Origin of the sequence: Pseudokineococcus lusitanus (assembly GCF_003751265.1) — a bacterium.
GTDB lineage: Bacteria > Actinomycetota > Actinomycetes > Actinomycetales > Quadrisphaeraceae > Pseudokineococcus > Pseudokineococcus lusitanus.
Map to the genome: position 1 here is coordinate 1 of NZ_RJKN01000005.1, position 25,986 is coordinate 25,986.

The following is a 25,986-nucleotide window of genomic DNA, read 5'->3' on the forward strand; positions in this document are numbered from 1 at the left end:
AAGCTAAGCCCGTTCGCGCCGATGGTACTGCCTGGGGGACTGGGTGGGAGAGTAGGTCGCCGCCGGACATCTTTTGTGGGTGAGGGGTCGTGGGTACGTGTTCTGCCTTCGGGTGGGGCTCGTGCCTGCGGCCCCTTTCCTGCGTCCACGACCAGGTGCGCCCGGCCGACGGTCGGGCGGGCACGTCCGGGGGCCGACGCCGTCGTCGGTAGCCTCGGCCGGTGCCCGACCGTGACACCGACGACCTGCCGACGCCCGACCACGACGCCGTGGAGGCCGAGGGGGTCGCCCGCTCCGCGCGCGCCGGCCGGCAGGTCCTGGCGGGCGTCCTCGTCGCCACCTTCCTGGCCGCCCTCGACCTCGTCGCCGCTGCCGTCGCCGCCCCCGCCGCCGTGCTCGACCTCGAGCTGGAGCGGGCTCTCGCCGTGCCCGCCGCGGCGTCGGTCGTCGGGACGGTGGTCGCCGCCCCCCTCGCCGCGCGCGCGTCCGCCCGCGGACCCCGACTCCTCGTGCTGGTCCTCGCCGCCGCGCTCCTCGTCGTCGGCGGTGCCGCCGTCGCCCTGACGCCGACGCCGGCCGGGGCCGCGGGGGACGACGTCGGTGCGGTCCTCGCGCTCGGGCTCGGTCGGCTCCTCGCCGGGGCGGGCGCGGGCGCGCTCGTCGTCGCGGCCGGTGCGGCACTGGCCTCGGCCGTTCCCGTCGCCCTGCAGGTGCGGGTCCAGGCGGCGCTGGTCCTCGTCACGGGGGTGGGCGCCGTGCTCGGCGCCCTCGTGGGCGGCCTCCTCGTCGACGTCACCGCGGGCTGGCGCGTCGTCCCCCTCCTGGCCCCGGTGCTCGCCGTCGTGGCCCTCGTCCTCCTCCGCTCCGTGCGGGCCCGCCCGGAAGGCGGTCCGCTCCCGGAGACGACCTCCGCGCCGGGCGTCCTCCGGTCCCGCGTGGTGCTGCTGGGCGCCGTGGCCGTCGGTGTCGTCGGTGGTGTGTCCGTGGCCGTGCTCGTCGACGTGACGCTGCTGCTCGGCCTCGAGCAGCCGCTCCTGCGCGGCCTGCTCGTCGCGGTCGGCGTCCTGGCGGGGGTGGCCGGCGTCGTCCTGGCGTCCGCGGCCGTCGCCCGGCTGGGGTCCCGCCCGCAGATGGCCCAGGTCGGGACCCTCGGTGCCGTCCTCGGCGTCGTCGGCCTCGCGCTGCTGCTCCGGCTCGTCGGCCCGGGGGAGGGGACGTCGGCGCTGCCGCTCCTCCTGCTCGGGCTCGGTCTCGGCGCGGCCGTGCAGGGGACCGGGCTCGTCGTGTCCCTCGCCTGCCCCCCGGGCGACGAGCGGCGGGCCACGGGCGCCCTCGGCGCGGCCCGTCGCCTCGGCGCCCTCGTCGGTGCCGTCGTCGTCATGGTCGTCCCCCTCCTCGGCGACCTCGAGGGCACCAGGGCGGAGCCGCAGGCGCTCCTGGACCGCGTCGTCGTGGTCGGCGGCGCGCTCCTGCTGCTCGCCTGTGTGCCGCTGCTCGGCGTGCTGCCCCGCCAGGGCGAGGTGCGGCACCCGCCGTCGGCCTGACGGCGGGCAGGGGGCGCCTCGGGGTGGCACGGTCTGCCCCATGGACATCTCCGCGAAGGGCGCCGAGCTCCGGCGCCTGCACCACGACCCCGAGCTGCTCGTCCTCGTCAACGTGTGGGACGCCGTGAGCGCCACCGTCGTCGCGGGCGAGCCGCAGACGAAGGCCCTGGCCACGGCCGGCCACTCCATCGCCTCGACCTTCGGGTACGCCGACGGGGAGCAGATCCCGCTCGACCTGTCGCTCGCGCTCGTGGAGCGCATCGTGCTCGCGGCGGGCGACCTCCCCGTCAGCGCCGACCTCGACGGCGGCTTCGGCGACGCCCGCGAGACCGCGCGCCGCGCCATCGGCGTCGGTGTCGTCGGCGCCAACGTCGAGGACCGGCTCCGCCCGCTCGACGAGTCGGTGAGGGTCATGGCGGACGTCGTCGCCGCCGCCGAGGCGGAGGGCGTGCCCTTCGCGCTCAACGCGCGGACCGACGCCCTCGCGCGCGGGGGCGACCGTCCCCGCGACGTCGTCCTCGCCGACGCCGTCGAGCGCGGCAAGGCCTACCTCGACGTCGGCGCCACCACCGTCTTCGTGCCCGGCCCGCTCGACGACGAGGCCGTCCAGCACCTCGTGGCCGCGTTCGGGCCCCAGCGCCTGTCGGTCATCGGCTTCCCGGGCGTGCCGGACCAGGGCCGCCTCGCCGAGCTCGGCGTCGCCCGGGTCACCTACGGCCCGCTGACCCAGCGGGTCGCCCTCACCGCCCTCCAGGACGCCGCCCGCGGGATCTACGCCGGCGGTGGCATCCCCGAGGGGACCAGGCCCCTGAACTGAGCACGCCCGGCGCGCCGCGCCGGACCGGCGGAGCCGGCGCCCCCACCCAGGGGCGCCGGCTCCTCGCGTCCCCGGCTCCGGTCGGCGGCGCCGTCCGGTCGGCGGACCTGTCACGCAGCGGTCTCAGGTGAGGCTACCCTCAGCGCCGCGCCCGGTCGGGCGCCCCGTCCGGAGGAGGGCGCGTGACCGCCAACCTGCTCATCGGCCTGCGCGAGGGCCTCGAGGCCTCGCTCGTCGTCGGCCTGCTCGTCGCGGCGCTCGTGCGCGCCGGCCGTCGCGACGCCCTGCCCGCCGTCGCGGGCGGCGTCGTGCTCGCCGTCCTCCTCAGCGCGGGCCTCGGCGCCGTGCTCGAGCTGACCTCCCGCGACATGACGTTCCGGCAGCAGGAGCTCTTCGGCGGCTCGCTGTCGATCCTGTCCGTGGGTCTCGTGACGTGGATGGTCCTGTGGATGCGACGGGTCGCCCGCGACCTCCGCGCGGACCTCGGCGCCCGGGTGGGGTCGGCCCTCGCCGTCGGCCCGCTGGCGGTCGGCCTCGTCGCGCTGCTCGCCGTCGGGCGGGAGGGCCTCGAGACGGCCCTCTTCCTCTGGGCGGCGGCGCGGGCCACCGGCTCGGGCCCGGCGCCGCTGGCCGGGGCGGCCGTGGGCCTCGCCGTCGCCGCCGTCCTCGGGTACCTGGTCTACCGCGGCGCGCTCCGGATCGACCTGCGCCGCTTCTTCACGTGGTCCGGGGCAGCCCTCGTCGTCGTCGCCGGGGGCGTCCTCGCCTACGGCGTGCACGACCTCCAGGAGGCCGCGGTGCTGCCGGGCCTCACCACGCTCGCCTTCGACGTCAGCGGCGCCGTCCCGCCGAGCAGCTGGTACGGGGTCCTGCTCAAGGGGACCGTCGGCTTCACCCCCGCCACCACCTGGCTGCAGGCCGTGGCCTGGCTCCTCTACGTCGTCCCGATGCTCCTCGTCGTCCTGCGCCCGGGCGGTCCGCCGCGCCGGGCCCGTGCCGCCGGGCCCCGCGCCGTCGCGCCGGCCGCCTGACGTCCTCTCGCCCGTCCTCCCGGAGGTCCCCGTGCACCGCACCCGCCCCGCCCTGCCCGCCGCCGCCGTCGTGGGGCTGCTCGTCGCCGCCGTCGCCGGCTGCGCCACCGACCCCGTGCCCGCCGCGGGCGGGGGGACGGCCGACGGACCCGTCGTCGTCACCGCGGGGGACGACACCTGCGAGGTGTCGCGGACGGACCTGACCGCGGGCATCAGCACCTTCGCGATCACCAACACCGGCTCGGACGTCACGGAGGTCTACGTCTACGACGGCGACCGTGTCGTCACGGAGAAGGAGAACATCGGGCCCGGCACCGCCTACGACCTGACGGTCGACCTGGGCGAGGGCACCTACCAGGTGGCCTGCAAGCCGGGCATGGTCGGCGACGGCATCCGCTCCGACCTCGTCGTCGCCCCCGCCGCCGCGACGGCGGCCGACGACCCCGCCGCCGAGCGGGCGGTCGAGGAGTACCGGGCGTTCGTGCAGGAGCAGGCCGACGCCGCGGTGCCGCTCGTCACCGCGCTGGCCGACGCCGTCCGGGCGGGCGACGCGGAGACCGCGCGGGCCCTGTACGCGCCCTCCCGGCTGCCCTGGGAGCGCGTCGAGCCGGTGGCCGAGGCCTTCGGCGACCTCGACCCGCGGATGGACGCCCGCGAGGCCGACCTCGCGCCGGGCGACGACTTCACCGGGTGGCACCGTCTCGAGAAGGCGCTCTGGACGGGCGAGGACCTCGCGCCGCTGGCGCCGGTGGCCGACCAGCTCGTCGCCGACGTCACCGAGCTGGCCGGCCGCGTGCCCGAGGCCGTCATCACGCCCACCTCCGTCGGCAACGGCGCCAAGGCGCTGCTCGACGAGGTGGCGACGGGGAAGATCACCGGCGAGGAGGAGGCGTTCTCGCACACCGACCTCGTCGACGTCGAGGGCAACGTCGACGGCGCCGAGCGCGCCCTCGACGTCCTGCGCCCGCTGGCCGCCGAGGAGGACCCCGACCTCGTCGCCGAGCTCGACGCCCGGTTCGCGGACCTGCACGCCGCCCTCGAGCCCCATCGCCGCGGTGAGGGCTGGGTGTCCTACGACACCCTCGACGACGCCCAGCGGCGCGACCTCAGCCGGGCCGTCGACGCGGTGTCCGAGCCGCTCTCCGGGCTCGCGGCCGCGGCGTCCCGGTGACGACGGACGACGCGGCCGCCGGGCCCAGCCGCCGGCGGCTGCTCGTCGGGCTCGGCGTGGCCGCGGGCGTGGCCGTCGGTGCGGGGGCCGACCGGGCGGCGGTCGCGCTCGGCCGCGACCCGGCGGCGTCGGGGACCGGCGACGTCGTGCCCTTCGAGGGCGCCCACCAGGCGGGCGTCACGACCCCCGTGCAGGCGCATCTGCACCTGGCGGCCCTCGACGTGGTGACCGACCGGCGCGAGGAGGTCGCCGACCTCCTCGACCGCTGGACGGCCGCGGCGCGGGCGCTCGTCGCGGGGCGCGCCGTCGGCGAGCACGGCGCGGTCGACGGCGACCCCCTGGCCCCGCCGGAGGACACGGGCGAGGCGGTGGGCCTGCCGCCCGCGCGCCTCACCCTCACCGTGGGCGTGGGGCCGTCCCTCTTCGACGACCGCTTCGGCCTCGCCGCGCGGCGTCCCGCCGCGCTGGCCGAGCTCCCGCCCTTCGCCGGCGACGCCCTCGACCCGGCGCGCTGCGGCGGGGACCTCGTGGTGCAGGCGTGCGCGGACGACCCGCAGGTCGCCGTCCACGCCGTCCGCACCCTCGTCCGGCTGGCGGCGGGGACGGCCGCCGTGCGCTGGGCCCAGCTCGGCTTCGGCCGCGCGTCCAGCACGGACCCCAGCGTCCCGACGCCGCGCAACCTCTTCGGCTTCAAGGACGGCACCGCGAACCCGGACGGGCGTGACGCCGCGGCCATGGCGGAGCACGTGTGGGTGGGGGAGGACGACGACCCGGCGGGCGCCTGGCTGGCGGGCGGCAGCTACCTCGTGGCCCGGCGGGTCGAGATGCACGTCGAGACGTGGGACCGCTCGCCGCTCGCCGAGCAGGAGCAGGTCGTCGGCCGGAGCAAGGGGGAGGGGGCGCCGCTGGGGCTCGCCCGCGAGCACGACGTCCTCGACGCGACGGCGGTGGCCGGGCTCCCCGCGACGTCGCACGTCGCGCTGGCCCACCCGAGCCGGCACGGCGGTGCGCAGATGCTCCGGCGCGGCTACAGCTACGTCGACGGGGCCGACGGGCTCGGCCACCTGCAGGCCGGCCTCGTCTTCCTGGCCTACCAGCGCGACCCGCGGCGGGCCTTCGTGCCGGTCCAGGAGGCGCTGTCGCGCGACGACGCCATGAACGAGTACGTGCGCCACACCGGCTCCGGGGTGTGGGCGGTCCTGCCGGGCGTCGGGCCCGGCGGTCGGTGGGGCAGCACGCTCCTGGGCTGAGCGGCGGGCGGGAGGCCGGGGTGGCGCGGTCCGCGTGCGAAGGTGAGCCGTGACGTCGCTCCCCCCGCCGACCGCCCCGCCGACGCCGCAGCAGCTGCGCCGCGCGCTCGCCCGGGCCCGGGACGGCAAGGCGCTCGACGCGGGCGAGGCCGAGGTGCTGCTGCACGCCCGCGGCGACGACCTCCTCGCGCTGCAGGAGGTGGCCTCCCGCGTCCGCGACGCCGCCATGGAGCGCGCGGGCCGGCCCGGCGTCGTCACGTACTCGCGCAAGGTCTTCGTGCCGCTGACCCGGCTCTGCCGGGACCGGTGCCACTACTGCACCTTCGTCACCGTGCCGCACCGGCTGCCGGCGGCGTACCTCAGCCCCGACGAGGTCCTGGCGATCGCCCGCGAGGGGGCCGCCCAGGGGTGCCGCGAGGTGCTCCTCACCCTCGGCGACCGCCCCGAGGACCGCTGGCCCGCCGCCCGCGAGTGGCTCGACGCCCACGGGTACGACGACACGCTCTCCTACGTGCGGGCCATGTCCGTGCGGATCCTCGAGGAGACGGGGCTCCTGCCCCACCTCAACCCCGGCGTCATGTCGTGGTCGGAGCTCCAGCGGCTCAAGCCCGTCGCGCCGTCCATGGGGATGATGCTCGAGACGACGGCGACCCGGCTCTGGAGCGAGCCCGGCGGCCCCCACTTCGGCAGCCCCGACAAGGAGCCGGCCGTCCGGCTGCGCGTGCTCGAGGACGCCGGTCGCGTGGGCGTCCCCTTCACCACCGGGATCCTCGTCGGCATCGGCGAGACGCCCGCCGAGCGGGTCGACGCGCTGCTCGCGATCCGCCGCGTGGCCCGCGAGTACGGCGGCGTCCAGGAGGTCATCGTCCAGAACTTCCGGGCGAAGGAGGCCACCGCCATGCAGGCGGCGCCGGACCTCGACCGGGACACCTACCTCGCCACGCTCGCCGTCGCCCGCGTCCTCCTCGGCCCGACGGTGACGCTCCAGGCGCCGCCCAACCTCTCCGACCCCGGGGACGTCGCGGCGCTGCTGGCCTCGGGCGTCGACGACTGGGGCGGCGTCTCGCCGGTGACGCCCGACCACGTCAACCCCGAGCGGCCGTGGCCGCACCTCGACGACCTCGAGCGGTGGACGGCGGACGCGGGCCTCGGCCTGGCGCAGCGGCTCACCGTCCACCCGCGCTTCGTGCGGGGCGCGCTCGAGCGCGACGAGGCGTGGCTCGACCCGCGCCTGCACCCGCACGTGCGGGCGCTCGCCGACCCGGCCACGGGTCTCGCGGACCCGTCGACGCAGCCCGTCGGGCTGGCGTGGCAGGAGCCGGACGGCGGCCTCGCCGCCACGGGCGCCGGCTCGGGCCGTACCGGGCTGCACGTCGAGGTCGACACCACGGGGCGCACCGACGACCGCCGCGGCGACTTCGACGAGGTGTACGGCGACTGGTCCGCCGTCGCCGAGCGCGTGCCGGCGCAGGACCGCCGCGGCGGGACGTCGTCGACGCCGCCCCGTCTCGACGGCGAGGTGGCCGCCGCCCTCCGCGCCGCCGAGCGCGACCCCGCCGGGTGCTCCGACGACCAGTACCTCGCGCTCGTCACCGCCGACGGCGCGGCGCTCGACGCCCTCGCCGCGCTCGCCGACGGCCTGCGGCGCGACACCGTCGGCGACGACGTGACCTACGTCGTGAACCGGAACATCAACTTCACCAACGTCTGCTACGTCGGCTGCCGGTTCTGCGCCTTCGCGCAGCGCAAGACCGACGCGGACGCGTACACGCTCTCGCTCGAGCAGATCTCCGAGCGCACCCGGGAGGCGCGGGACGTGTGGGGCGCCACGGAGGTGTGCCTGCAGGGCGGCATCTCGCCCGACCTCGGCCCGACGGCGTACGTGGACATCGTCCGGGCCGTCAAGGACGCGGTGCCGGACATGCACGTCCACGCCTTCTCGCCGATGGAGGTCGCGACGGCCTCGGCCAAGCGCGGCATCTCCGTGCGGGCGTGGCTCGAGGAGGTGCAGGAGGCCGGGCTCGGCAGCATCCCGGGGACCGCGGCGGAGATCCTCGACGACGAGGTCCGCTGGGTCCTCACCAAGGGCAAGCTGCCGACGGCGGCGTGGCTCGACGTCGTCGCGACGGCGCACTCCCTCGGCATCCCCAGCTCGAGCACGATGATGTACGGCCACGTCGACGCGCCGCGGCACTGGGTGGCGCACCTGCGGACCCTCGCGGCGCTGCAGGACCGCACGGGCGGGCTCACCGAGTTCGTGCCCCTGCCCTTCGTCCACACGTCCTCGCCCGTCTACCTCGCCGGTCTCGCCCGGCCGGGACCGACGCTGCGCGACAACCGGGCCGTCCACGCGCTCGCGCGGGTGATGCTCCACGGCCGGGTCGACCACGTGCAGACCTCCTGGGTGAAGCTCGGCGTCGAGGGGACGCGCGCCATGCTCACCGGCGGCGCGGACGACCTCGGGGGCACGCTCATGGAGGAGACGATCAGCCGGATGGCGGGCTCCGAGCACGGGTCCGCCAAGTCCGTCGCCGAGATCACCGAGATCGCCGCCGGCGTCGGCCGTCCGGTGCGGGAGCGCACGACGACGTACGGCGCGGTGCCCGTCCGGCGCCCCGTCTGAGCGGTCGGCGGGGCGCCCGGCCGCGCGGACCCCGCCGCGTCCCACGACGATGGGCGCGTGAGCACCCCCGACGCCGCCGGGAGCGCGCAGGCACGGCCCTGCGCGCTCGTCACCAACGACGACGGCGTGGAGGGCCTCGGCCTCGCCCCGCTGGCCGCGGCGGCCGTGGCGGCGGGCTACGACGTCGTCGTGGCCGCGCCGTCGCGCGACCGCAGCGGCGCGAGCGCCGCCGTCGACGCGGAGCTCGACGGCGACCGGCTGCCCGTCGTCGAGGTGGCCCTGCCGTGGCCCGACGCCACCGGCCCGGGCCTCGACGCGGACGACCCCAAGGCGTGGGCCGCCGAGGCCCGGCAGCACGAGGGCACCGACCGGCTGCGCGTGCTCGCCGTCGCGGCCAGCCCGGCGTTCTGCGTCCGCGCCGGCCTGCGCGGCGCCTTCGGCCGCGTCCCCGACCTCGTCCTGTCCGGCGTCAACCACGGCCTCAACACCGGGGCCGCGGTGCTGCACTCGGGCACCGTGGGCGCCGCGCTGACCGCCACCGTCTTCGGCGTCCGCGGGCTCGCCGTCTCCGCGGGGACCGTCCCCGGGCGTGGCCTCGACGTCGCCCCGGCCACGTGGGGCGCCGTCGTCCGCGTCGTCGCGGGCACGCTGCGGTGGGTCGAGGAGCACGAGCCCGTCGGCACGCTGAGCGTCAACGTGCCCCACGTCGGCCTCGGGGACGAGCTCCGCGGCCTGCGGGCCGCGACGCTGGCCTCGGCCGGCACCGCCCAGGGCGTCGCCTTCGAGCGCGGCGAGGGCTGGGTGCGCCTGCAGGCGCCGACCCCGGAGGCCGACGGGCCGGAGGACGAGGGCAGCGACACCGTCCTGCTCGCGCAGGGGTGGGCGACGGCGACCCTCCTCGGGCCCGTCGAGCAGCGCGCCGGGGACGAGCTCGACCTCGGCGACCTCGCCGGGCCCGCCGCGGGCTGAGACGGGCGCCGCCGGCCGGGCGTCAGTCGAGCTCGGTCGGCAGCGAGGGGTCGCGCCGGTGCGCGCGGCACCGCTCGAGCTCCTCCGCCGTGACCCGGCCCTGGCTCAGCTCGGGCAGGTCGTCGAGGGAGAACCAGCCGATCTCGAGGGTCTCGAGCTCGTCCGGCGGGCGGACGTCGCCCGTCGCCCGGCACAGGAAGAAGAGCTTGACGACGCCCACGCTCATGGGCGGGCGGTGGCCGCGGGCGTCGCGGTCCCAGCAGCCGACGAGCTTCTCGACCTCGGCGGCGTACCCCGTCTCCTCGCGCACCTCGCGCAGCACCGCCGTGACGGGGGTGTCGCCCGGGTCGGCCCACCCGCCGGGCGCCGACCAGCGGCCGTCGCTGCGCTCGCGCATGAGCAGGACGCGCTCGTCCTCGTCGAGCAGGACGCCGCGGACGTCGACCTTCGGGGTGGCGTACCCGGTGTCGCGGTGCTCCAGCTCGAGCGCGAGGGCACCGGCGCCCGCCGAGCCGTCGCCCTCCAGCACCGCCAGCAACTCGGCGGCCAGCGACCGGGCCGTGGCGAAGCGCTCCCGGTCGTAGTCGGTGGGCGTGAAGGCGAGACCGCTCTGCGCCAGGGCGGCCAGGCGGACGGCGACCCGGCGGACGCGCTCGGCGGCGTCGTCGCCACCGGCGGCGGGGGAGGGCGAGGAGGGCTGGGCGTCCGGGGGCACCCGTCGACGCTACGTCGAGGGCCGCGTCCCCGCCGCCGCGCGGCGGGTGTGACGATGAGCCCGTGGGACGACGCGCCGTCGGGGCGGCACTGGTGGCGCTGGTGGGCCTGGCCGTGGCGGGCCCGGTGCCGCTCGCGACCGCGGCCGCGACGCCCACGGCGACCCCCTCCACCTCCCCGTCGCCCTCGACGACGCCCACGCCGGACGGCGGTGCCCCCGTCGAGGTCGAGACGCTGCAGGTGCCCGTCGGGGCCGAGCCGAGCGCGCCCGACGACGCGGTGACGCTCGACGTCGCCGTCTACCGGGTCGACCCCGCCGAGGACGACGGCCCGGACCGCCGCCCCGCCGTCCTCCTCGCGCACGGCTTCGGCGGCACCCGTGAGGACGCCGACGCCCGGGCCCGCGAGCTCGCCGGCGAGGGCTTCGTCGCCCTGGCGTGGACGGCGCGGGGCTTCGGGGACTCGGGCGGTCTCGTGCACCTCGACGCCCCCGACTTCGAGGTCGCGGACGCGAGCGCCCTCGTCGACCTCCTCGCCGAGCGCGACGACGTCCTCCTCGACGGCACCGGCGACCCGCGCGTCGGCGTCGCCGGTGCCTCGTACGGCGGGGCCCTCGGGCTCCTGCTGGCGGGCACCGACGACCGCGTCGACGCCGTCGCCTCCGCCCTTGCCTGGAACGACCTGCCCGCCGCGCTCGACCCGTCGTCCGTCCCCGTCGACGGGGCCACGACGCCGGCCGCCGTGCGGCCGTCCGACCCGCCCGCCGCCCCCGGCGTCCTCAAGCGCGCGTGGGTGACCCAGCTCGGCGCGCTCGCGGGGGCGGTCCCCGTCGCCGGCGCCCCGGGCGGGTGCGGACGCCTGGCGCCGGACGTCTGCGCGGGCTACACCGACGCCGTCACGACCGGCGAGGTCGGCGAGGACCTCGCCGCGCTGCTCGCCGCCTCGAGCCCCGCGACGGTCCTCGACGCCGTCGACGTCCCCGTCCTGCTCGTCCAGGGCCAGACCGACTCGCTCTTCCCGCTCGAGCAGGCCGACGCCACGGCGCGGACGCTGCTGGACCGCGGCGTCGACGTCCGGGTGCGCTGGACCGCCGGCGGCCACGACGGCGACCTGTCCGGCGGGGGCTTCGGCACCGCCCGGGCCGACCTCGTGCCCTTCCTCACCGCCGCGCTCTCGGGCGGGACGACGCCGCTCGACGGCCTCGAGCGCTTCACCGCCGTCGTCCCCGAGGGGTCGGGCGGGCTGGAGGCGGCGCTCGACGCGGCCGCCCAGCCGCCGGGCGCCCCGCCGGACGGCACCGAGGGCAGCGAGCCCGAGCGCGAGGAGCTCGTGCTCCCCGGCTACCCCGGCGCCGGGGAGGGCGCGGAGGCCGTGGAGCCGCTCGCCACGACCGCCGTCCCGCTCCTCGGCGACCCGCAGCAGGTCCTCTCCCCGGCGGGCGGCACCCCCGGCGCGCTGACGACGCTGCCCGGCGCCGGCGCCGCGCTCGGCTCCGCCGGGGCGCTCGCCTCGGCGCTCGCCGTGCTGCCCGGCCAGAGCGCGACCTTCGACTCCGCGGAGCTCGACGAGGACCTCCTCGTCGCCGGCACGCCGCGCGTGCGGCTCGTCATCACCTCGACGGCCGAGGACGCGACGCTCTTCGCCACGCTGCTCGACGTCTCCGCCGACGGCACCGCCGAGCTGCCCCGCGGCCTCGTCGCCCCGGTCCGGCTCACCGGCCTCACGCCCGGCGAGCCGACGCGCGTCGACGTCGCGCTCCCGGGCGTCGTCCACCGCTGGGCCGCCGGGCACACGGTGCGCCTCGCCGTCTCGAGCACCGACCAGGCGTACGCGGTGCCCGAGGACAGCCGCGTGTACGGCGTCGCGCTCGCCACCGAGGACGCCGACCCCGCCGTCGTCCTGCCGGTCGCCCCGGGCGACGAGGTGGAGACGGTGGCCGCCGCGAGCAGCACGTCCGAGGGCACCGACGTCCCCTGGGGCCTCGTCGTCGCGCTCGCCGCCGTCTCGCTGCTGGCGCTCCTGCTCGGCCCGCTGACCCGGCGCCTCGGGGCCCGCCGCGCCAGTCCGGCCACCCGGCCGGCGCTCGGCGGCGGCGTCCTCGCCGGCGCCGCCTCGCTCGAGGGCGACGGACCGCCGCCGCCGCTCGTCGTCGACGGGCTGGCGCTCGTCTACGCCTCCGGGCTCCGCGCGGTGGACGGCGTGAGCTTCACGGTGGGCCGCGGCCAGGTCGTCGGCCTGCTCGGCCCCAACGGCGCCGGCAAGACGTCGACGCTGCGCATGGTGCTCGGGCTCGTCCACCCGACCGAGGGGCGCACCCTCGTCCTGGGGCACGAGGTCGAGCCGGGCTCGGCGGTGCTGTCCCAGGTCGGCGCCTTCGTCGAGGGGCCCGGCCTGCTGCCGCACGCGTCGGGCATCGCCAACCTCCGGCTCGCGTGGCAGGCCACCGGCCGCCCGCTGGAGGACGCGCGGATCGACGAGGTGCTCGAGATCGCCGCGCTCGGCGACGCCGTGCACCGCCCCGTCCGTGGCTACAGCCAGGGCATGCGGGCCCGCATCGCCATCGCCCAGTCGATGCTCGGGCTCCCGGACCTCCTCGTCCTCGACGAGCCGACCAACGGCCTCGACCCGCCCCAGATCCGCGCACTGCGCGACGTCCTGCGCTCCTACGCGGCCTCGGGCCGCGCCGTGCTCGTCTCGAGCCACCTGCTCGCCGAGGTCGAGATGACCTGCACGCACGCCGTCATCATGCGGCGGGGGCAGGTCGTCGCCGGGGGCTCCGTGGAGGAGCTGACGAGCGGCGGGGCCGACGGCGAGGGCGGCACGGCCGTCGTCGTCGACGACGTCGCCGCGGCCTCCCGGGCCCTCGGCGCGCTGCCCGGCGCGCGGGTCGACACGGGCGAGGGCGCCGGGCGCGAGCGGGCCGACGTCACCGACGGCGAGCTCGTCGTCACGGGCGTCGACGCCGCCGACGTCGCCCGCACGCTCGTCGACGCCGGCGTGGAGGTGCACCGGCTGGTGCCGCGCCGCCGGCTGGAGGAGGTCTTCCTGGAGGTGACCGGCACGTGAGCACCAGCACCGAGAGCCCGCGCAGCACCGACGGCCCGCGGCGCGGGCGCCGCGCCGACGCCGAGGGCGCGGCGGGCGGCTACGTGCCCCGGCGCACCCTGACGCTGCGCGCCGAGGCGGCCCGCCAGGTCACCCGGCGCCGCACCCTCGTCACCGCGGTGCTCCTGGCCGCGCTGCCGCTCGTCCTCGTCGGCGCCTTCGCGCTCGGCGACGACGACCGCGGCGGCGCCCCGGGCTTCGTCGAGCTCGCCACGGAGAACGGGGCCAACCTCGCGCTCTTCACGCTCTTCGTCGGCACCGGCTTCCTCGTGCCCCTCGTCGTCGCCCTGCTGTGCGGCGACCCCATCGCGTCCGAGGCGAGCTGGTCGAGCCTGCGCTACCTCCTCGTCTCGCCCGTGCCGCGGCGGCGGCTGCTCCGCAGCAAGCTCGTCGTGGCGGCGGCGTCGTCGGTGCTCGCCGTCGTCGAGCTCATGGTCGTGGCGTACCTCGTGGGCACGCTCGCGTACGGGGCCGACCCGCTCGTGGCGCCGTCGGGGGAGACCTTCACGACGCTCGGCGGGATCGGGCGGCTCGCCGCGGCGACGGCCTACCTGCTCCTCACGACGGCGACCTTCGGCGCCTTCGCCTTCCTCGTCGGGACCCGGACCGACGCGCCGCTGGCCGCCGTCGGCAGCGCCGTCCTCCTCGTCGTCATCTCGACGGTGCTGGACCAGATCCCGGCCCTGGGCGACCTGCGCGAGGCCCTGCCGACCCACTTCCAGTACGCCTACGTGGACCTGCTGCGGGCCGAGCCGCGCTGGGACGACATGCTCTCGGGCGCGCTGTGGGCGCTCATCTGGGTCGTCGTCTTCGTGCGCCTGGGCTTCTGGTCCTTCGGCCGCAAGGACGTCCTCAGCTAGTCGTCCGGCTCAGGCCAGCCCCTCGCGCGCCTTGAGCGCGAGCACCCGGGCCGCCGAGGCCCGCACGTAGCGCTGGAAGGTGCTGCTCCGCCGGGCCAGGGACATCAGCGCGTCCGCCATGACGGGCACCTGGTCGGGGACGACCGTCAGGACGAGGTCGCCCCCCGCCTCGACGTGCTGCACGGCGCGGTCGGGCACGGGTACGTAGCGGACGGCGGCCGCCCTCCCGACGTCGTCGGTCATGACGACCCCGCGGAAGCCGAGGTCGCGGCGGAGGAAGCCGCCGACGACGACGGGCGACCGGAAGGCCTGCACCGTCGGGTCGATCAGGTCGTAGATCGCGCTGGAGACCATGACGGCGCCGGCCCCCGCCGCCAGCGGCGCCCGCCACGGCGTGAGGGTGCCCGAGGTGCGGGGCGTGCCGTCGTCGTGCACCCCGTAGGTCGTGTCGGTGTCGGCCGTCACCCGGCCCAGGCCGGGGAAGTGCTTGAGCACGGGCTCGACCCGGGAGGCGCGCGAGCCGCGCACCCACGCGGCGGTGGCGGCGGCCACGGCCTCGCCGGTGTACCCGAGCTCGCGGTCGTACCGTCCGATCGGGACGTTGGTGCGCCGCAGGGCGTACGGCACCACGTCGGTCACCGGGGCGAGGTTCATCGTGAAGCCGGCCTGCCGGAGCTGGCGGGACCACGTGGCCGCGCGCTGCTCGACCACCGCCGTCGCGGACCGCCCCTGCTCCAGCGCGCTGGGGATGTCGGAGACCCCCGGTCCGCGGAGCGACTGCACCTGGCCGCCCTCCTGGTCGAGGGCCGTGAAGGCCAGGACACCGCCCGTGGCGGCCGTGGTGCAGCGGCGCTGCACCGCGGCGTTGTCGGCCGCGAGGCCGCGCACGCCCGCGTCGCTGCGCCCCGCCCAGAAGACCGTCCCCACGTGGTGGTCGGTGACGAGCGCCCCGGCCGTCGCGATGTCGCCGAAGGGGACGCCGGCGGCGAGCAGCTGCCCGACCTGCTGCTCGAGGGTGAGGGCGGCGGCGGTCCGCGCCGCCGCCGCCGGGACGGCGGCGAGCGCGAGCCCGCCGCCGACGAGACCTGCCAGTGCCGCCCGCCGCGTGACGTCCATGTCGCGACGGTAGGCCTGCTCGGGGAGATCGGCCGTTGCCCCGAGCACCTTCACGGCGGGCTCACCGGCGGCTCTCAGGCGCTCGCGTCGAGCCACGGCCGGGGGGCGGCCACCGGACCCACGGGGAACGCCACGCCGGTGAGCTCCTGCGTGACGTCCCAGAGCCACGCCGCGTCCTCGGTGCTGCGCAGGGGGCGGTACGGCGTCTCCTCGCCGGGGGCGCCGCCGAGGCCGCCGGGGCCGCGGGGCCCGTACTGCCGGCCGCCGGCGTCCGGTGCGGTGGCGGCCAGGAGCGCCGGCAGGGCGGCGCTCTCCACGGTGCCGACGAGACCGAGCCGCGAGGCCCGTCGGATGACGCGGACCGCCACCGTGTCGCCGCCCCGGCCGAGCTCGGGACGGGCGGCGAGCAGGCTCGTCGGCGCGATGCCGGGGTGCGACAGGGCGCTGCTCAGCCCCCAGCCCAGCGCCCGGCTGCGACGGTCGAGCTCGAGGCCGAAGAGGCCGAGGGCGATCTTGGACCGGGCGTACGCGCGGTCGACGTCGTCAGTACGGGCGGACTGCACGTCGTCGCGGTCGAGCCGTCCGCTGCGGGCCGCGACGCTGACCTGGTGGACGACCCGGGCCCGCCCCGCGGCGAGCAGCGGCAGCAGGTGCGCCACGAGGGCGGCGTGGCCGAGGTGGTTGGTGCCGAGCTGCAGCTCGTGGCCGTCCGCCGTCGTCGTGCGCGCCGGGGGACGCATGACGCCGGCGTTCCCGACGAGGAGGTGCACCGGGCGGCCCTCCGCGCGCAGGGCGGCGCCGAGGTCCGCCACGGAGGCGAGCGACGAGAGGTCGAGGTCCCGCAGCGAGACGTCGGCGTGGGGGACGGCCCGCCGGACGGCGTCCACCGCGGTGGCGCCCTTGGCGCGGTTGCGCACGGGCAGGACGACCTCCGCGCCGGCCGCGGCGAGGCGGCGGGCGAGGACGAGGCCGACGCCGTCGCTGCCGCCGGTGACGACGGCGCGGCGTCCGGACAGGTCCGGGAGGTCGAGGACGGGGGTGCGGGGCATGGCGTGGCTCCTCGGTGGGGACCCGGGGCGTCCCGGGGTCTCGGGACCGGCCCGCCGTGCGGCGCGGCCGGTGCTGCCCCTCGAGCGTCGCGGCGACGCCGGGGCGGAGCCAGGGCCCCTCGGTCCGTGGCTCGCCGGGCCCCCGCCCCGCCCCGCCCGGGCCCGGGTGCCACGGGGGGACCGTCAGGGCGTGGCTCCGCGCGGCGACGGCGGCGAGGATCGACCCGCGCGCCGGGACGGACCGGCGCCGGAGGGGGCGTGGTGGACAGGGCAGGGCTGGCGGACTTCCTCCGCCGACGACGGGCGCAGCTCCAGCCGGAGGACGTGGGGATGCCGCGGGGGCAGCGCCGCCGCACGGACGGGCTCCGGCGGGAGGAGGTGGCGGTGCTGTGCCACATGTCGACCGACTACTACGCGCGGATCGAGCGGCAGCGGGGGCCGCAGCCCTCTCCGGACATGGTCGCGGCCATCGCGCAGGGGCTGCACCTGTCGCTCGACGAGCGCGACCACCTCTTCCGTCTGGCCGGGCACGCCCCGCCCCAGCGCGGCCCCGCGGGCCGGCACATCGGCCCCGGGCTGCTGCGCGTCCTCGACCGCCTCGCCGACACGCCGGCGGAGGTCGTCACCGAGACGGGGGAGACGTTGCGCCAGAGCACCCTCGGCCGTGCGGTCCTCGGCGACGTCTCCGGCTACGAGGGGCCCGCGCGCAGCCGGGGCTTCCGGTGGTTCACCGAGCCCGGCGCGCGGGCCCTCTACCGGCCGGAGGACCACGAGCACCTCTCCCGCATGTACGCCTCCGGCCTGCGCCGCGTGGTGACCCTGCGGGGGCCCGACTCGTGGGCCGCGCACCTCGGCACCCTGCTGCTCGGCCGCAGCGAGGAGTTCCGGACGCTGTGGGAGCGGCACGAGGTCGGCGTCCGCCCGCACGACACGAAGTACCTCGTGCACCCCGAGGTCGGCGAGCTCGAGCTGTCCTGCCAGCTGCTCCACGACCCGGACCAGTCGCACAGCCTCATGGTCTACACGGCCGCCCCGGGCAGCGAGAGCCACGAGAAGCTGCAGGTCCTCGGCGTCCTCGCCGCGTCGGCGGTGCGCTGACGACGGCGCCGAGGTGCGTGCGTCGACCCGACGGCCTGCAGCCGGACCGACGCGCCGACCTCGTCAGACGTCGGGCCCCGGGACGGAGGTCCCCTGGTGGTGCCGGAGCCGCCACCCGTCCGGCCCGCGCCGCCACAGCGAGCTGCGCCGGGCCGGTCGGTGCGCCGGGTCCGACAGGTAGGTGACGAGGACCGCGCCGGGGGCGACCGCCGCGGCCTCGACGTCCGCCACGGGGACGGCGGCCGTCGCCCCCTCGTCGAGGAGCAGCGCCACGACGGCCCCGCGGTCGTACGTCCGGCCCGACGCGCCCACCTCCGTGAAGCGCTCGTCGAGCAGCTGCTCCAGCCGTGCGCGGGACCGCCGCACCGCGGGGTCGAGGAGCGCCAGCTCCCGGGCGACGACGTCGTCCAGGTCCGCGGGGCCGACGTCGGGCGCCGCGGGGTCGAGGACGTGGCGGCAGGGGGTCACCGGCCGATGGTGGCACCGCGTCGTCCCCCGCCGCGGCGGGCGCAGGATGGTCCGGTGAGCGACGACCTCCGGACCCGCGTGGTCCGCCCCGCCGACGCCGACGACCCGCGGCTGCGGGCCGACCTCCTCCGGACGTGGGTCGACGTCTCGGAGGCGGGCGGCAGCGTCGGCTTCGTGCCGCCCGTCGACCCGGCCGCCGTGGCCGGGCGGCTCGACGGCCTGCTGGCGCGGGTGCGGGACGGCGTCGACACGCTCGTCGTGCTCGAGGAGGGCGGGGGCGCCGCGCCGCGGGCCGTGGGCCTGGCGGTCCTCCAGGCCGGCGGCGGTGGGCTGACGGCGCACTGGCGCACGGTCGTGCGCCTGATGGTCGCCCCCGCGCTCCAGGGTCGCGGCGCCGGGCGGCGGCTGCTCGACGCCACCCACGGGGCGGCGCGGGACCTCGGCCTGGAGCACCTCGCCCTCACCGTCCGCGGCGGCGAGGGTCTCGAGGACTTCTACGGCGCCGCGGGGTACGCGGTGGTCGGCCGCCAGCCGCGTGCCCTGCGCGTGCGCGGCGAGGACCGCGACGAGGTGCGGATGTGGCGCGCGCTGTGACGCGGGCGCCGACGGGCCGGCCGGTCAGCCGCCGGCCGCCGCGGCCAGCTGCTCGGCGCCGATCGGCTCCTCGCCCGCGGTGACCCCCACGTGGAGGTGGTCGGCGTGCAGGTCGTCGCTGAACCAGCCGCCGCCCGGGCCGCCGTCGAGGTCGACGGGGCCGCCGACCTCCGTGGCCCCTGCTGCGGCCGCGGCCCGCAGGGCGGCCACGACGACGTCGCGGGACGCGGGGTCGACGACGAGCCGGCCGTCGACGCGCCACACGTCGACCGCGCGGCCGCGCGTGTGGTTCGACGTGCGGTCGGTGCCGAAGACCTCGTCGGGGTGGCCGGTCCGCAGGACGGAGACGTCCACCTCGTGGGCGGCGGCCAGGCGCTGCAGCACCGCCAGCACCTCGTCGGTGACGAGGCCGGCGCGCACGTCGTCGACGGCCGCCGGCGGCAGGTGCACGCGCGGGTCGTCGAGCACCGCGCGGCCGAGGGCGCTGGGCTCCCCGGCCGGGCGGCGCGGCGGGGGCTCGACGCCGGTGACGCGCCAGGCGCCGTCGGGACCGGGGGCCAGGCGGACGTCGAGGGTGACGCCCCGCGTCGAGGTCGTGCCGTCGGCGGCGAGGACCTCCTGCTCGACGACGACCATGACCGACGCCGCGTCGGCCTCGAGCCCGCCGTACTGGGGGTAGACGACGCGCGCGGCCGCGGCCGGGGCGACGTCGTCCGCCAGCGGGGCCAGCGCGGCGGCGAGCCGCCCGGTGTCGGTGCCCGCGGCGACGAGGCCCGTCGCGACGGCCCGCTCGACGGCGCCCGCCGGTCCCGCCGCGGGCGTGGTGGGCGCCCAGGTGCCCGCGCCCTCGACGACGCGGACGGCGGCGGTCTTGACCTCGGGGCGGACCTCGCCGGGACCGGCCTCCCAGCGGACCGGGGTCGGCGCGACGGGCGAGGGCGTGCTGGGGGAGGGGGACGGCGTCGGGGACGGGGAGGGGGTGCTCGTCGGTGCGCCCGCGGTCGGCGCCGCGGACGCGGCCGGGGCGCTCGGGCCGTCGTCGGGGGCCGTGCACCCGGCGACGAGGAGCACGACGGCGGCCGCGGCGGGCAGGGCCGGGGCGAGGAGGCGGGCGGCCGTCCTCACGCGGCGGCGGCGCGCGCCGGGCGTGCCACCGCGGGCCGGGGCAGCGGGGCGCCGGGGTCGGCCGCCGTGCCCCCGGCGTCCCCGAGGTCGAGGGCGTAGGTGAGGACGCGGGCGCCGTCGCGGTCCGTGCGGTCGGCCACCCGCCGCCAGCCGAGCTGCGCGTAGAAGGCGGCGGCGCCGCCGTCGGCCCGGGTGACGAGCTCGGCCGTCGGGGTGCCGGCGGCCCGGGCGGCGTCCGTGAAGGCGTCGAGGAGGGCGGCGCCCACGCCGGCGCCCCGGGCGGCGGGGAGGACGACGACGGCCGCGACCACCGCGACCGGGGCCGCAGGGCCCGCGCCCGCGGCGGGGGACGGGGCCGAGCCGGCACGGGCGCCGAGCAGCCGCCGTGCGTAGCGGCGCCCGCGGGTCCGGGCGAAGCGACCGGCGGTCCGCGGGTGGGCGAGCAGGCCCAGGACCCCGGCCCGCACGAGCCCGGCGCGCAGGGGGCCGTCGACGACGGAGCGCACGTGCGCCACCTGGTCGACGCTGCCGACGAGGAAGCCGACGGGCACGGGGCCGCCGCCGACGTCGACCTCGGCCACGAGCGAGACGCCGTGCGGCGCCGCGAGGAAGGAGGCGTGCCAGCGGGCGAGGAAGCCGCGGCCCAGGCCGGGGAAGAAGCCGTGGCCCAGGTGCTCGTGCTGCCAGCGGGCGGTCGTCCGGGCGTCGGCGGGCCGGGCCACGCGCACGTGCGGGCGCGGCGCGGCCGGGGCGTCGTCCGTGCGGCGGTGGAGCGTCGTGCTGGTCACGGCACCTCCTCGTCGGTCCGTCCGCCCGGCCCGTGCCGGGCTAGTGACGGACGGGCACGCCCATCGAAGCGTGGCGCGACGGTGGGTCGCCGGTGCGACACGCAGCGTCACGGGCGGGATCGGTCGCCCCGGGGGGCCGCGGACGCGACGACGCCCGCCGCCCCGGGAGGGGCGACGGGCGTCGTCGGTGCTGCGGGGAGGGGGTCAGCCCTTGGCGGCGGCCTTGAGCTTGCTGCCGGCCTTGATGCTCACGCCCGTGGTCGCGGCGATCTCGATGGACTCGCCCGTGCGGGGGTTGCGGCCCTGGCGGGCGGCGCGCTCGACGGTCTCGACGGTGAGCAGGCCCTGGATCTGCACGCTGTCGCCCTTGGAGACGGCCTCGGTCACGACGTCGGCGAAGCCGGCGAGGACCTTGTCGACGTCGCCCTGCGAGAGCTCCGTCGACTCGGCGATCTTCTGCACGAGCTGGCTGCGGTTGATGGACACGCGCTTCCTCCGGGGTTCGGGTCCGGCTCGCCGGACCGTGAAGTCGGTCGACCCGGCGGCCTCGCGGCCGACGGGGGTCGTGCTCGGTGCCCGCCCTCGTGGCACAGGGCCGGAGAGGGCCGGTACGGGACGTGCTCGGCCGCGACCCTACGCGCTGCGCCACGGTGGGTGCGGGACGAGCACGCCCCGGCGTCGCGGCCGCCGGTGCGGCCGGGGGGCCGCAGGATCAGGCGTCGAGGCCCGCCAGCGTGGCGACCATGACGGCCTCGATGGTCCAGCGGCGGTTCTCCGCCTGGTCCCAGACGACGGACGCGGGACCGCGGAAGACCTCGTCCGTGACCTCCATCTCGGTCAGGCCGTGGCGCTCGTGCACCGCCCGGCCGACCCCCGTCCCGAGGTCGTGGAAGGCGGGCAGGCAGTGCATGAACCGCACGTCGGGGTTGCCCGTGGCGGCGAGGACGCCGGCGTCGACGCGGTAGGGCGCGAGCAGCGGGATGCGCTCGTCCCACGTCTCCGGCGGCTCGCCCAGCGAGACCCAGACGTCCGTGTGGACGACGTCCGCCCCGCGCACGCCCTCGGCGACGTCGTCGGTGACGGACAGGGTGGCGCCCGTGCCGGCGGCCACCGCGCGCACCGCGTCGAGCACCGCCGGGGCGGGCTGGAGCCCGGCGGGCGCGACGACGCGGGCGTCCATCCCCGTGAGCGCCGCCATCGCCAGCAGCGAGGCCGCCACGTTGCCGCGGCCGTCCCCGAGGTAGGCGAACGTCGTCTCGGAGAACGGCTTCCGCACGTGCTCGCGCGTGGTGAGGGCGTCGCAGAGCGACTGCGTGGGGTGCCAGTCGTCGGTCAGCCCGTTCCAGACGGGCACCCCGGACACCGCCGCGAGGAGCTCGACGGTCGCCTGGTCCGCGCCCCGGTACTCGATGCCGTCGTAGAGGCGCCCGAGCACACGGCCGGTGTCCTCCACCGACTCCTTGTGCCCGAGGTGCGACCCGGCCGGGTCGAGGTACGTCGACGTGGCGCCCTGCCCCGCGGCGGCGAGCTCGAAGGCGGCGCGGGTGCGCGTCGAGGTCTTCTCGAAGAGCAGCGCGACCGCGCGGCCCTCGAGGCGGCGGCGCGGACGGCCCGCGCGGTGCTCGGCCTTGAGGCGCGCCGCGAGGTCGAGCAGCGCCGCCCACTCCGCGGGGGAGTGGTCGAGCTCCTTGAGGAAGCTGCGGCCGCGCAGGTCCACGGCCTCCGTCGGCTGCGGGCTGCGGGCGGGGGGCTGCACGTCGCTCACGCGCCGATCCTGCCGTCCCCGGGGCCGCCGGTGCCCGCGTGCCCGCGCCGACGACCCGGGCGTGTCACGACCGCACGTCCACCGGCGTGCACTCCTCGCAGGTGATGAACCCCTCGGCCGCGAGCCAGTCCCGCGCGACGAGCGCCGGGTCCTGGCCCTCGACGTCGACGAGGCGGTTGAGCTCGACGAGCGCCTCGTCGGACAGCGCCTCGCTGACCGGCTGCAGCACCTCGACGAGCTCGGGGTGCGCCTCGAGGGTGTCGGTGCGGACGACGAGCGCCGCGTTGTACGCGGGGAAGAAGCCGCGGTCGTCCTCGAGCACGGTGAGGTCGAGGGCCGAGATCCGGCCGTCGGTCGTGAAGACCTCGCCGAAGTTGCAGCTGCCCCGGGCGGTCTCGGAGTAGACGACCCCGATGTCGTAGATCCCGACCTGGGACTCCTGCACGCCGTCGGGGTCCCCGAGCGGCATGTCGTAGGCCTCGAGCAGCGGCCCGAAGCCGTCGGAGCGGCTGCGGAACTCGGGCTCGAGGCAGAAGGTGCGCTCCTCGGGCGGCAGCCCGGCGATCTCCGACGTCGTCGTGATGCCGAGCCGCTCCGTCGCCTCCGGGCCCATGGCGAAGGCGTACGTGTTCTCCATGGGGGACGGCGGCAGCCACGTGAGGCCGTTCGGCGCGTCGAGGTCGCGGACGGCCTCGTACTGCTCCTGCGGGTCGGGGATCGTCTCGGTCTGCCCGAGGTAGGTCAGCCAGGCCGTGCCCGTGTACTCGAACTGCACGTCGCTGTCGCCGGACTCGAGGGAGTCCCGCGCCGCGACGCTGCCGGGGATGCCGGAGCGGTCGACGACGTCGGCGCCGGCGACGTCGAGCACGATCGCCAGCATCTTGGCGAGCACGAGCTGCTCGGTGAAGCTCTTGCCCGCGACGCCGATCTCGACGCCCTCGAGCGAGGCGACGGGCTCGACCGACCCGGGCTCGGCGGCCGGCACGAACTGGTTGGCGCCCTGCAGGCCGCACGCGGCGAGCGGGGCGGTGAGGAGCGCGGCGGTGACGACCGCGGTGGCGGTGCGGCGGTGGGCGCGCACAGGTCCTCCCGGGAGGTGGGTGGGGCGGCCGGCGGGCCGCGGGGGCTGCGTCGGGCGGGTCGCGGGCGTCACAGGCCGCGCGGGCGTGCGACCTCCTCGACGACCCGGGCGACCCAGTCGACGAGGAGCGCCAGCAGCGCGGCGAGGAGGGCGCCGGAGGCGAGCAGGAGGGTGTCGGCGAGGTTGATGCCCGTGACGACGAGCTCGCCGAGCCCGCCGCCGTTGACGAAGGCGGCCAGGGTGGCGGTCCCGACGAGGAGGACGAGCGCCGTCCGGATGCCGGAGAGCATGACCGGGACGGCCAGCGGCAGCTCCACGCGGCGCAGGACCGCCGCGCCGGACATGCCCATCCCGCGGCCGGCCTCGACGAGCCGCGGCTCGACGCCGCGCAGCCCGGTGATGGTGCCCGCGAGGACGGGCAGGACCCCGTAGAGGACGAGCGCGAGGACGGCCGTGCGGAAGTTCGCCCCCAGCCACACGGCGAGCAGCACGACGAGCCCAACGGCCGGTGCCGCCTGGCCGAAGTTGGCGACGAGGACGACCGGCCCGGCGAGGCGGCGCAGCCGCGGCCGGGTGAGGAGGACGCCGAGCGGCACGCCGACGAGGAGGACGACGAGGCCGGCCACCGCGGTCAGCCGGAGGTGCTCGAGGGTGAGCGCAAGGACCGACGACGGCGTGAGGAGGGCCGCGGCCGTGCCGGGGACCTCGGTCGTCGCGAGCCAGAGGGCGTAGGCGCCGAGGACGGCGAGGACGGCGAGCGGCTGCACGACGAGCCGACGGTGCTCCCGCAGGAGCCCGCGGCCCCGGGTGGGCGCCGGCCCGCCCGTCGCCTCCACGGCGGTCGGGGCGCTCACGAGGGGGCGTCCTGGCCGGCGAGCGCGCGCGCCGTCCCCTCGTCGTTGCCGCCGAGGGGCGCGTCGCCGGACGCGGGGCCCGCGCCGGAGCGCGTCTGCTGCACGGCCTCGATGGCGGTCTGGAGGAAGAGCACGCCCTCGTAGGCGTCGCGGCGCCCGGTGACGGGGACACCGCCGTAGCTGGAGCCGAGCATGGCGTCGAGGGCGTCGTTGAGGGTCGCGCGCCGGCTCACCGACGGCATGCCCTCGTCGCGGTCGAGGACCACGGGGCCCTCCGCCTCGAGCTGCCGCACCCACGGCCACCGCTGCGGCCGTCCGCGGCCGTCGAGGACGAGGGCGGCGGAGTCCCCGGCGGCGCGGGCGCGGGCCGCGACGTCCGCCACGGGCTCGCCGACGCGCGCCGTCGTCGTGGTCTGCAGGCCGTCGAGGTCGCCGACCCGGACGAGCGTCAGGGCCTTGAGGGCCGCACCACTGCCGACGAAGTCGCTGACGAAGGTGTCCGCCGGGTTGGCGAGCACCTCCGCCGGGGTGTCGTACTGGACGACCCGGGCGCCCTCGCCGAGGACGACGATGCGGTCGCCGAGCTTGACGGCCTCGTCGAAGTCGTGGGTGACGCAGACGATCGTCTTGCGGAGCTCGTCCTGGATGCGCATGAGCTCGTCCTGCAGCCGCGCCCGCGTGATGGGGTCGACGGCGCCGAACGGCTCGTCCATGAGGAGCACGGGCGGGTCGGCCGCCAGCGCGCGGGCGACGCCGACGCGCTGCTGCTGGCCGCCGGAGAGCTCGCGCGGGTAGCGGTCGCGGTAGCGCGACGGGTCGAGCCCGACGAGCTCGAGGAGCTCGTCCGTCCGCTCGGCGGTGCGCTTCTTGTCCCACCCGAGCATCCCGGGCACGAGGCCGACGTTGGTCGCCACGCTCATGTGGGGGAAGAGGCCGCCGGCCTGGATGACGTAGCCGATCTGGCGGCGCAGCTCGTCGCCGTCGAGCTGCAGGACGTCGCGGCCGCCGATGCTGATGGAGCCGCTCGTCGGCTCGACGAGCCGGTTGATCATCTTGAGCGTCGTCGTCTTCCCGCAGCCCGAGGGGCCGACGAGCATGACGACCTCCCCGGCGGGGATCTGCAGGCTGATGCCGTCGACGGCGGGGCGGCCGTGGCCGGCGTAGGACTTCGTGACGCCGACGAGGTCGATGGCGGCGCCGCTGACGCCGTCGGCCGCGCCGTCGAGAGGGCCGCCGGGGGTCGTCGTCGTGGTGGTCGGGCGGTCAGGCACGGATCCCCCTGGGGGTCGTGGCCCGTCCGAGCAGGACGAGCAGCAGGTCGAGGACGAGGGCGAGGACGACCACGAGGACCGTCCCGACGAGCGCCGACTCGAGCGCGTTGGCGCCGCCGAGCCGGGCGAGCCCGGTGAAGATGAGGCCGCCGAGGCCGGGGCCGGTGACGAAGGCGGCGATCGCGGCGATGCCCATGGTCATCTGCGTCGCGACGCGGACGTTCGACAGCACCACGGGCCACGCGAGCGGCAGCTGGACGCGCAGCAGGCGCCGCGTCCGCCCCATGCCGATGCCCTGCGCCGCCTCGAGCAGCGAGCGGTCGACGCCGGCGAGGCCGACGACCGCTCCGCGCCAGATGACGAGGACGGCGTAGAAGGTCACGGAGGCGACGGCCGCCGCGATGCCGTCGCGGGTGAGGCCGTAGACGACGGCGATGACGGCGAGCGAGGGGAGCGTCAGCCCCACCGACGAGGTGCCGGCGGCGAGACCGCGGGCCCAGGCACGGCGGTGGCAGACCACCCCCAGGGCTACCCCGAGCACGGTCGCCAGGAGGACGCACTGCACCACCAGGCTGACGTGCTGGAAGCCCTGGAAGGCGATCTGCTCGCGGCGCTCGGCCACGAAGTCCAGGAGGTCCATGGCCGTCGACGCTAGGCACGTCGGGGCGCCCAGGTCGAACGACGCCGAGGCGT

At 77.8% G+C, this 25,986-nt stretch carries 23 protein-coding genes and 1 rRNA gene; 12 read left to right on the plus strand and 12 right to left on the minus strand.

Translation table 11 applies throughout. The features are described 5' to 3' along the window. From rrf to EDC03_RS10120, 8 genes are all read left to right on the plus strand, one after another. A 5S ribosomal RNA gene (rrf, locus tag EDC03_RS18575) occupies positions 1-68 on the plus strand; the annotation flags it as partial. A 153-nt stretch (positions 69-221) separates the two neighbouring features. Beyond that, positions 222-1,544 (plus strand): MFS transporter, encoded by a 1,323-nt coding sequence (locus EDC03_RS10090; RefSeq protein ID WP_123380133.1) that lies wholly within the window; start codon positions 222-224, stop codon positions 1,542-1,544. Positions 1,545-1,584: 40 nt separating this feature from the next. Beyond that, positions 1,585-2,361 (plus strand): isocitrate lyase/PEP mutase family protein, encoded by a 777-nt coding sequence (locus EDC03_RS10095; RefSeq protein WP_123380134.1) that lies wholly within the window; start codon positions 1,585-1,587, stop codon positions 2,359-2,361. A gap of 182 nt (positions 2,362-2,543) precedes the next feature. Then, entirely contained in the window at positions 2,544-3,392 is an 849-nt protein-coding gene (gene efeU, locus EDC03_RS10100; RefSeq protein WP_123380135.1) for an iron uptake transporter permease EfeU, read from the plus strand. 31 nt (positions 3,393-3,423) lie between these two features. Continuing rightward, a complete protein-coding gene (gene efeO / locus EDC03_RS10105; RefSeq protein ID WP_123380374.1) occupies positions 3,424-4,563 on the plus strand; it encodes an iron uptake system protein EfeO in 1,140 nt (379 codons plus the stop codon). Continuing rightward, positions 4,560-5,813, plus strand: coding sequence for an iron uptake transporter deferrochelatase/peroxidase subunit (efeB, locus tag EDC03_RS10110; protein ID WP_123380136.1), 1,254 nt, complete (start codon positions 4,560-4,562; stop codon positions 5,811-5,813). Before efeO ends, efeB begins: the two co-directional genes overlap by 4 nt. Before the next feature lie 49 nt (positions 5,814-5,862). After that, a complete protein-coding gene (locus tag EDC03_RS10115) occupies positions 5,863-8,436 on the plus strand; it encodes a bifunctional FO biosynthesis protein CofGH (RefSeq protein WP_123380137.1) in 2,574 nt (857 codons plus the stop codon). Between the two features lie 57 nt (positions 8,437-8,493). Next, positions 8,494-9,405 carry a 5'/3'-nucleotidase SurE gene (locus tag EDC03_RS10120; RefSeq protein ID WP_123380138.1) on the plus strand — a complete coding sequence of 304 codons (912 nt, stop codon included), beginning with the start codon at positions 8,494-8,496 and terminating at the stop codon, positions 9,403-9,405. Between the two features lie 22 nt (positions 9,406-9,427). On the opposite strand, the gene EDC03_RS10125 is transcribed toward EDC03_RS10120, so the two are convergent. Next, the gene (locus EDC03_RS10125) at positions 9,428-10,120 is read right to left on the minus strand and encodes an NUDIX hydrolase N-terminal domain-containing protein (protein WP_123380139.1); all 693 of its coding nucleotides are present in this window, start codon (positions 10,118-10,120) and stop codon (positions 9,428-9,430) included. A gap of 62 nt (positions 10,121-10,182) precedes the next feature. On the opposite strand from EDC03_RS10125, the gene EDC03_RS10130 reads away from it, so the two are divergent. Next, positions 10,183-13,185 (plus strand): alpha/beta fold hydrolase, encoded by a 3,003-nt coding sequence (locus EDC03_RS10130; RefSeq protein WP_123380140.1) that lies wholly within the window; start codon positions 10,183-10,185, stop codon positions 13,183-13,185. Further along, positions 13,182-14,084, plus strand: a complete 903-nt coding sequence (locus EDC03_RS10135; RefSeq protein WP_123380141.1) for an ABC transporter permease — start codon at positions 13,182-13,184, stop codon at positions 14,082-14,084. The genes EDC03_RS10130 and EDC03_RS10135 overlap by 4 nt, the downstream gene beginning before the upstream one ends. Before the next feature lie 9 nt (positions 14,085-14,093). Here EDC03_RS10135 and EDC03_RS10140 read toward each other — a convergent pair whose 3' ends face one another. Together EDC03_RS10140 and EDC03_RS10145 are read right to left on the minus strand one after the other, a co-directional pair. Beyond that, on the minus strand, positions 14,094-15,200 hold the full coding sequence (locus EDC03_RS10140) for a glycoside hydrolase family 3 N-terminal domain-containing protein (RefSeq protein ID WP_148058052.1): 1,107 nt from the start codon (positions 15,198-15,200) through the stop codon (positions 14,094-14,096). Between the two features lie 74 nt (positions 15,201-15,274). Then, complete coding sequence (locus tag EDC03_RS10145; protein WP_123380143.1) at positions 15,275-16,249, minus strand: SDR family oxidoreductase; 975 nt, start codon at positions 16,247-16,249, stop codon at positions 15,275-15,277. 258 nt (positions 16,250-16,507) lie between these two features. On the opposite strand from EDC03_RS10145, the gene EDC03_RS10150 reads away from it, so the two are divergent. Beyond that, complete coding sequence (locus EDC03_RS10150) at positions 16,508-17,347, plus strand: helix-turn-helix transcriptional regulator (RefSeq protein ID WP_123380144.1); 840 nt, start codon at positions 16,508-16,510, stop codon at positions 17,345-17,347. Between the two features lie 63 nt (positions 17,348-17,410). On the opposite strand, the gene EDC03_RS10155 is transcribed toward EDC03_RS10150, so the two are convergent. Beyond that, positions 17,411-17,815 (minus strand): nuclear transport factor 2 family protein, encoded by a 405-nt coding sequence (locus EDC03_RS10155; RefSeq protein ID WP_199720141.1) that lies wholly within the window; start codon positions 17,813-17,815, stop codon positions 17,411-17,413. Between the two features lie 54 nt (positions 17,816-17,869). Here EDC03_RS10155 and EDC03_RS10160 point away from each other — a divergent pair, with 54 nt between their 5' ends. Continuing rightward, positions 17,870-18,409, plus strand: a complete 540-nt coding sequence (locus EDC03_RS10160; RefSeq protein ID WP_199720142.1) for a GNAT family N-acetyltransferase — start codon at positions 17,870-17,872, stop codon at positions 18,407-18,409. A gap of 24 nt (positions 18,410-18,433) precedes the next feature. On the opposite strand, the gene EDC03_RS10165 is transcribed toward EDC03_RS10160, so the two are convergent. The 8 genes from EDC03_RS10165 to EDC03_RS10200 form a co-directional block, all read right to left on the minus strand. Further along, positions 18,434-19,534, minus strand: coding sequence for a hypothetical protein (locus EDC03_RS10165; protein WP_123380146.1), 1,101 nt, complete (start codon positions 19,532-19,534; stop codon positions 18,434-18,436). Next, positions 19,531-20,322 (minus strand): GNAT family N-acetyltransferase, encoded by a 792-nt coding sequence (locus EDC03_RS10170; protein ID WP_158674263.1) that lies wholly within the window; start codon positions 20,320-20,322, stop codon positions 19,531-19,533. Before EDC03_RS10170 ends, EDC03_RS10165 begins: the two co-directional genes overlap by 4 nt. A gap of 204 nt (positions 20,323-20,526) precedes the next feature. Next, the gene (locus tag EDC03_RS10175; RefSeq protein ID WP_123380148.1) at positions 20,527-20,808 is read right to left on the minus strand and encodes an HU family DNA-binding protein; all 282 of its coding nucleotides are present in this window, start codon (positions 20,806-20,808) and stop codon (positions 20,527-20,529) included. A gap of 226 nt (positions 20,809-21,034) precedes the next feature. Further along, positions 21,035-22,087 (minus strand): ornithine carbamoyltransferase, encoded by a 1,053-nt coding sequence (gene argF / locus EDC03_RS10180; protein WP_422393819.1) that lies wholly within the window; start codon positions 22,085-22,087, stop codon positions 21,035-21,037. A gap of 64 nt (positions 22,088-22,151) precedes the next feature. Then, the gene (locus tag EDC03_RS10185) at positions 22,152-23,168 is read right to left on the minus strand and encodes a glycine betaine ABC transporter substrate-binding protein (protein WP_123380149.1); all 1,017 of its coding nucleotides are present in this window, start codon (positions 23,166-23,168) and stop codon (positions 22,152-22,154) included. A 68-nt stretch (positions 23,169-23,236) separates the two neighbouring features. After that, positions 23,237-24,022 carry an ABC transporter permease gene (locus tag EDC03_RS10190; protein ID WP_199720143.1) on the minus strand — a complete coding sequence of 262 codons (786 nt, stop codon included), beginning with the start codon at positions 24,020-24,022 and terminating at the stop codon, positions 23,237-23,239. Beyond that, complete coding sequence (locus tag EDC03_RS10195; protein WP_123380150.1) at positions 24,019-25,293, minus strand: ABC transporter ATP-binding protein; 1,275 nt, start codon at positions 25,291-25,293, stop codon at positions 24,019-24,021. Before EDC03_RS10195 ends, EDC03_RS10190 begins: the two co-directional genes overlap by 4 nt. After that, positions 25,286-25,933 carry an ABC transporter permease gene (locus EDC03_RS10200; protein ID WP_123380151.1) on the minus strand — a complete coding sequence of 216 codons (648 nt, stop codon included), beginning with the start codon at positions 25,931-25,933 and terminating at the stop codon, positions 25,286-25,288. Before EDC03_RS10200 ends, EDC03_RS10195 begins: the two co-directional genes overlap by 8 nt. Between the last annotated feature and the right edge of the window lie 53 nt (positions 25,934-25,986).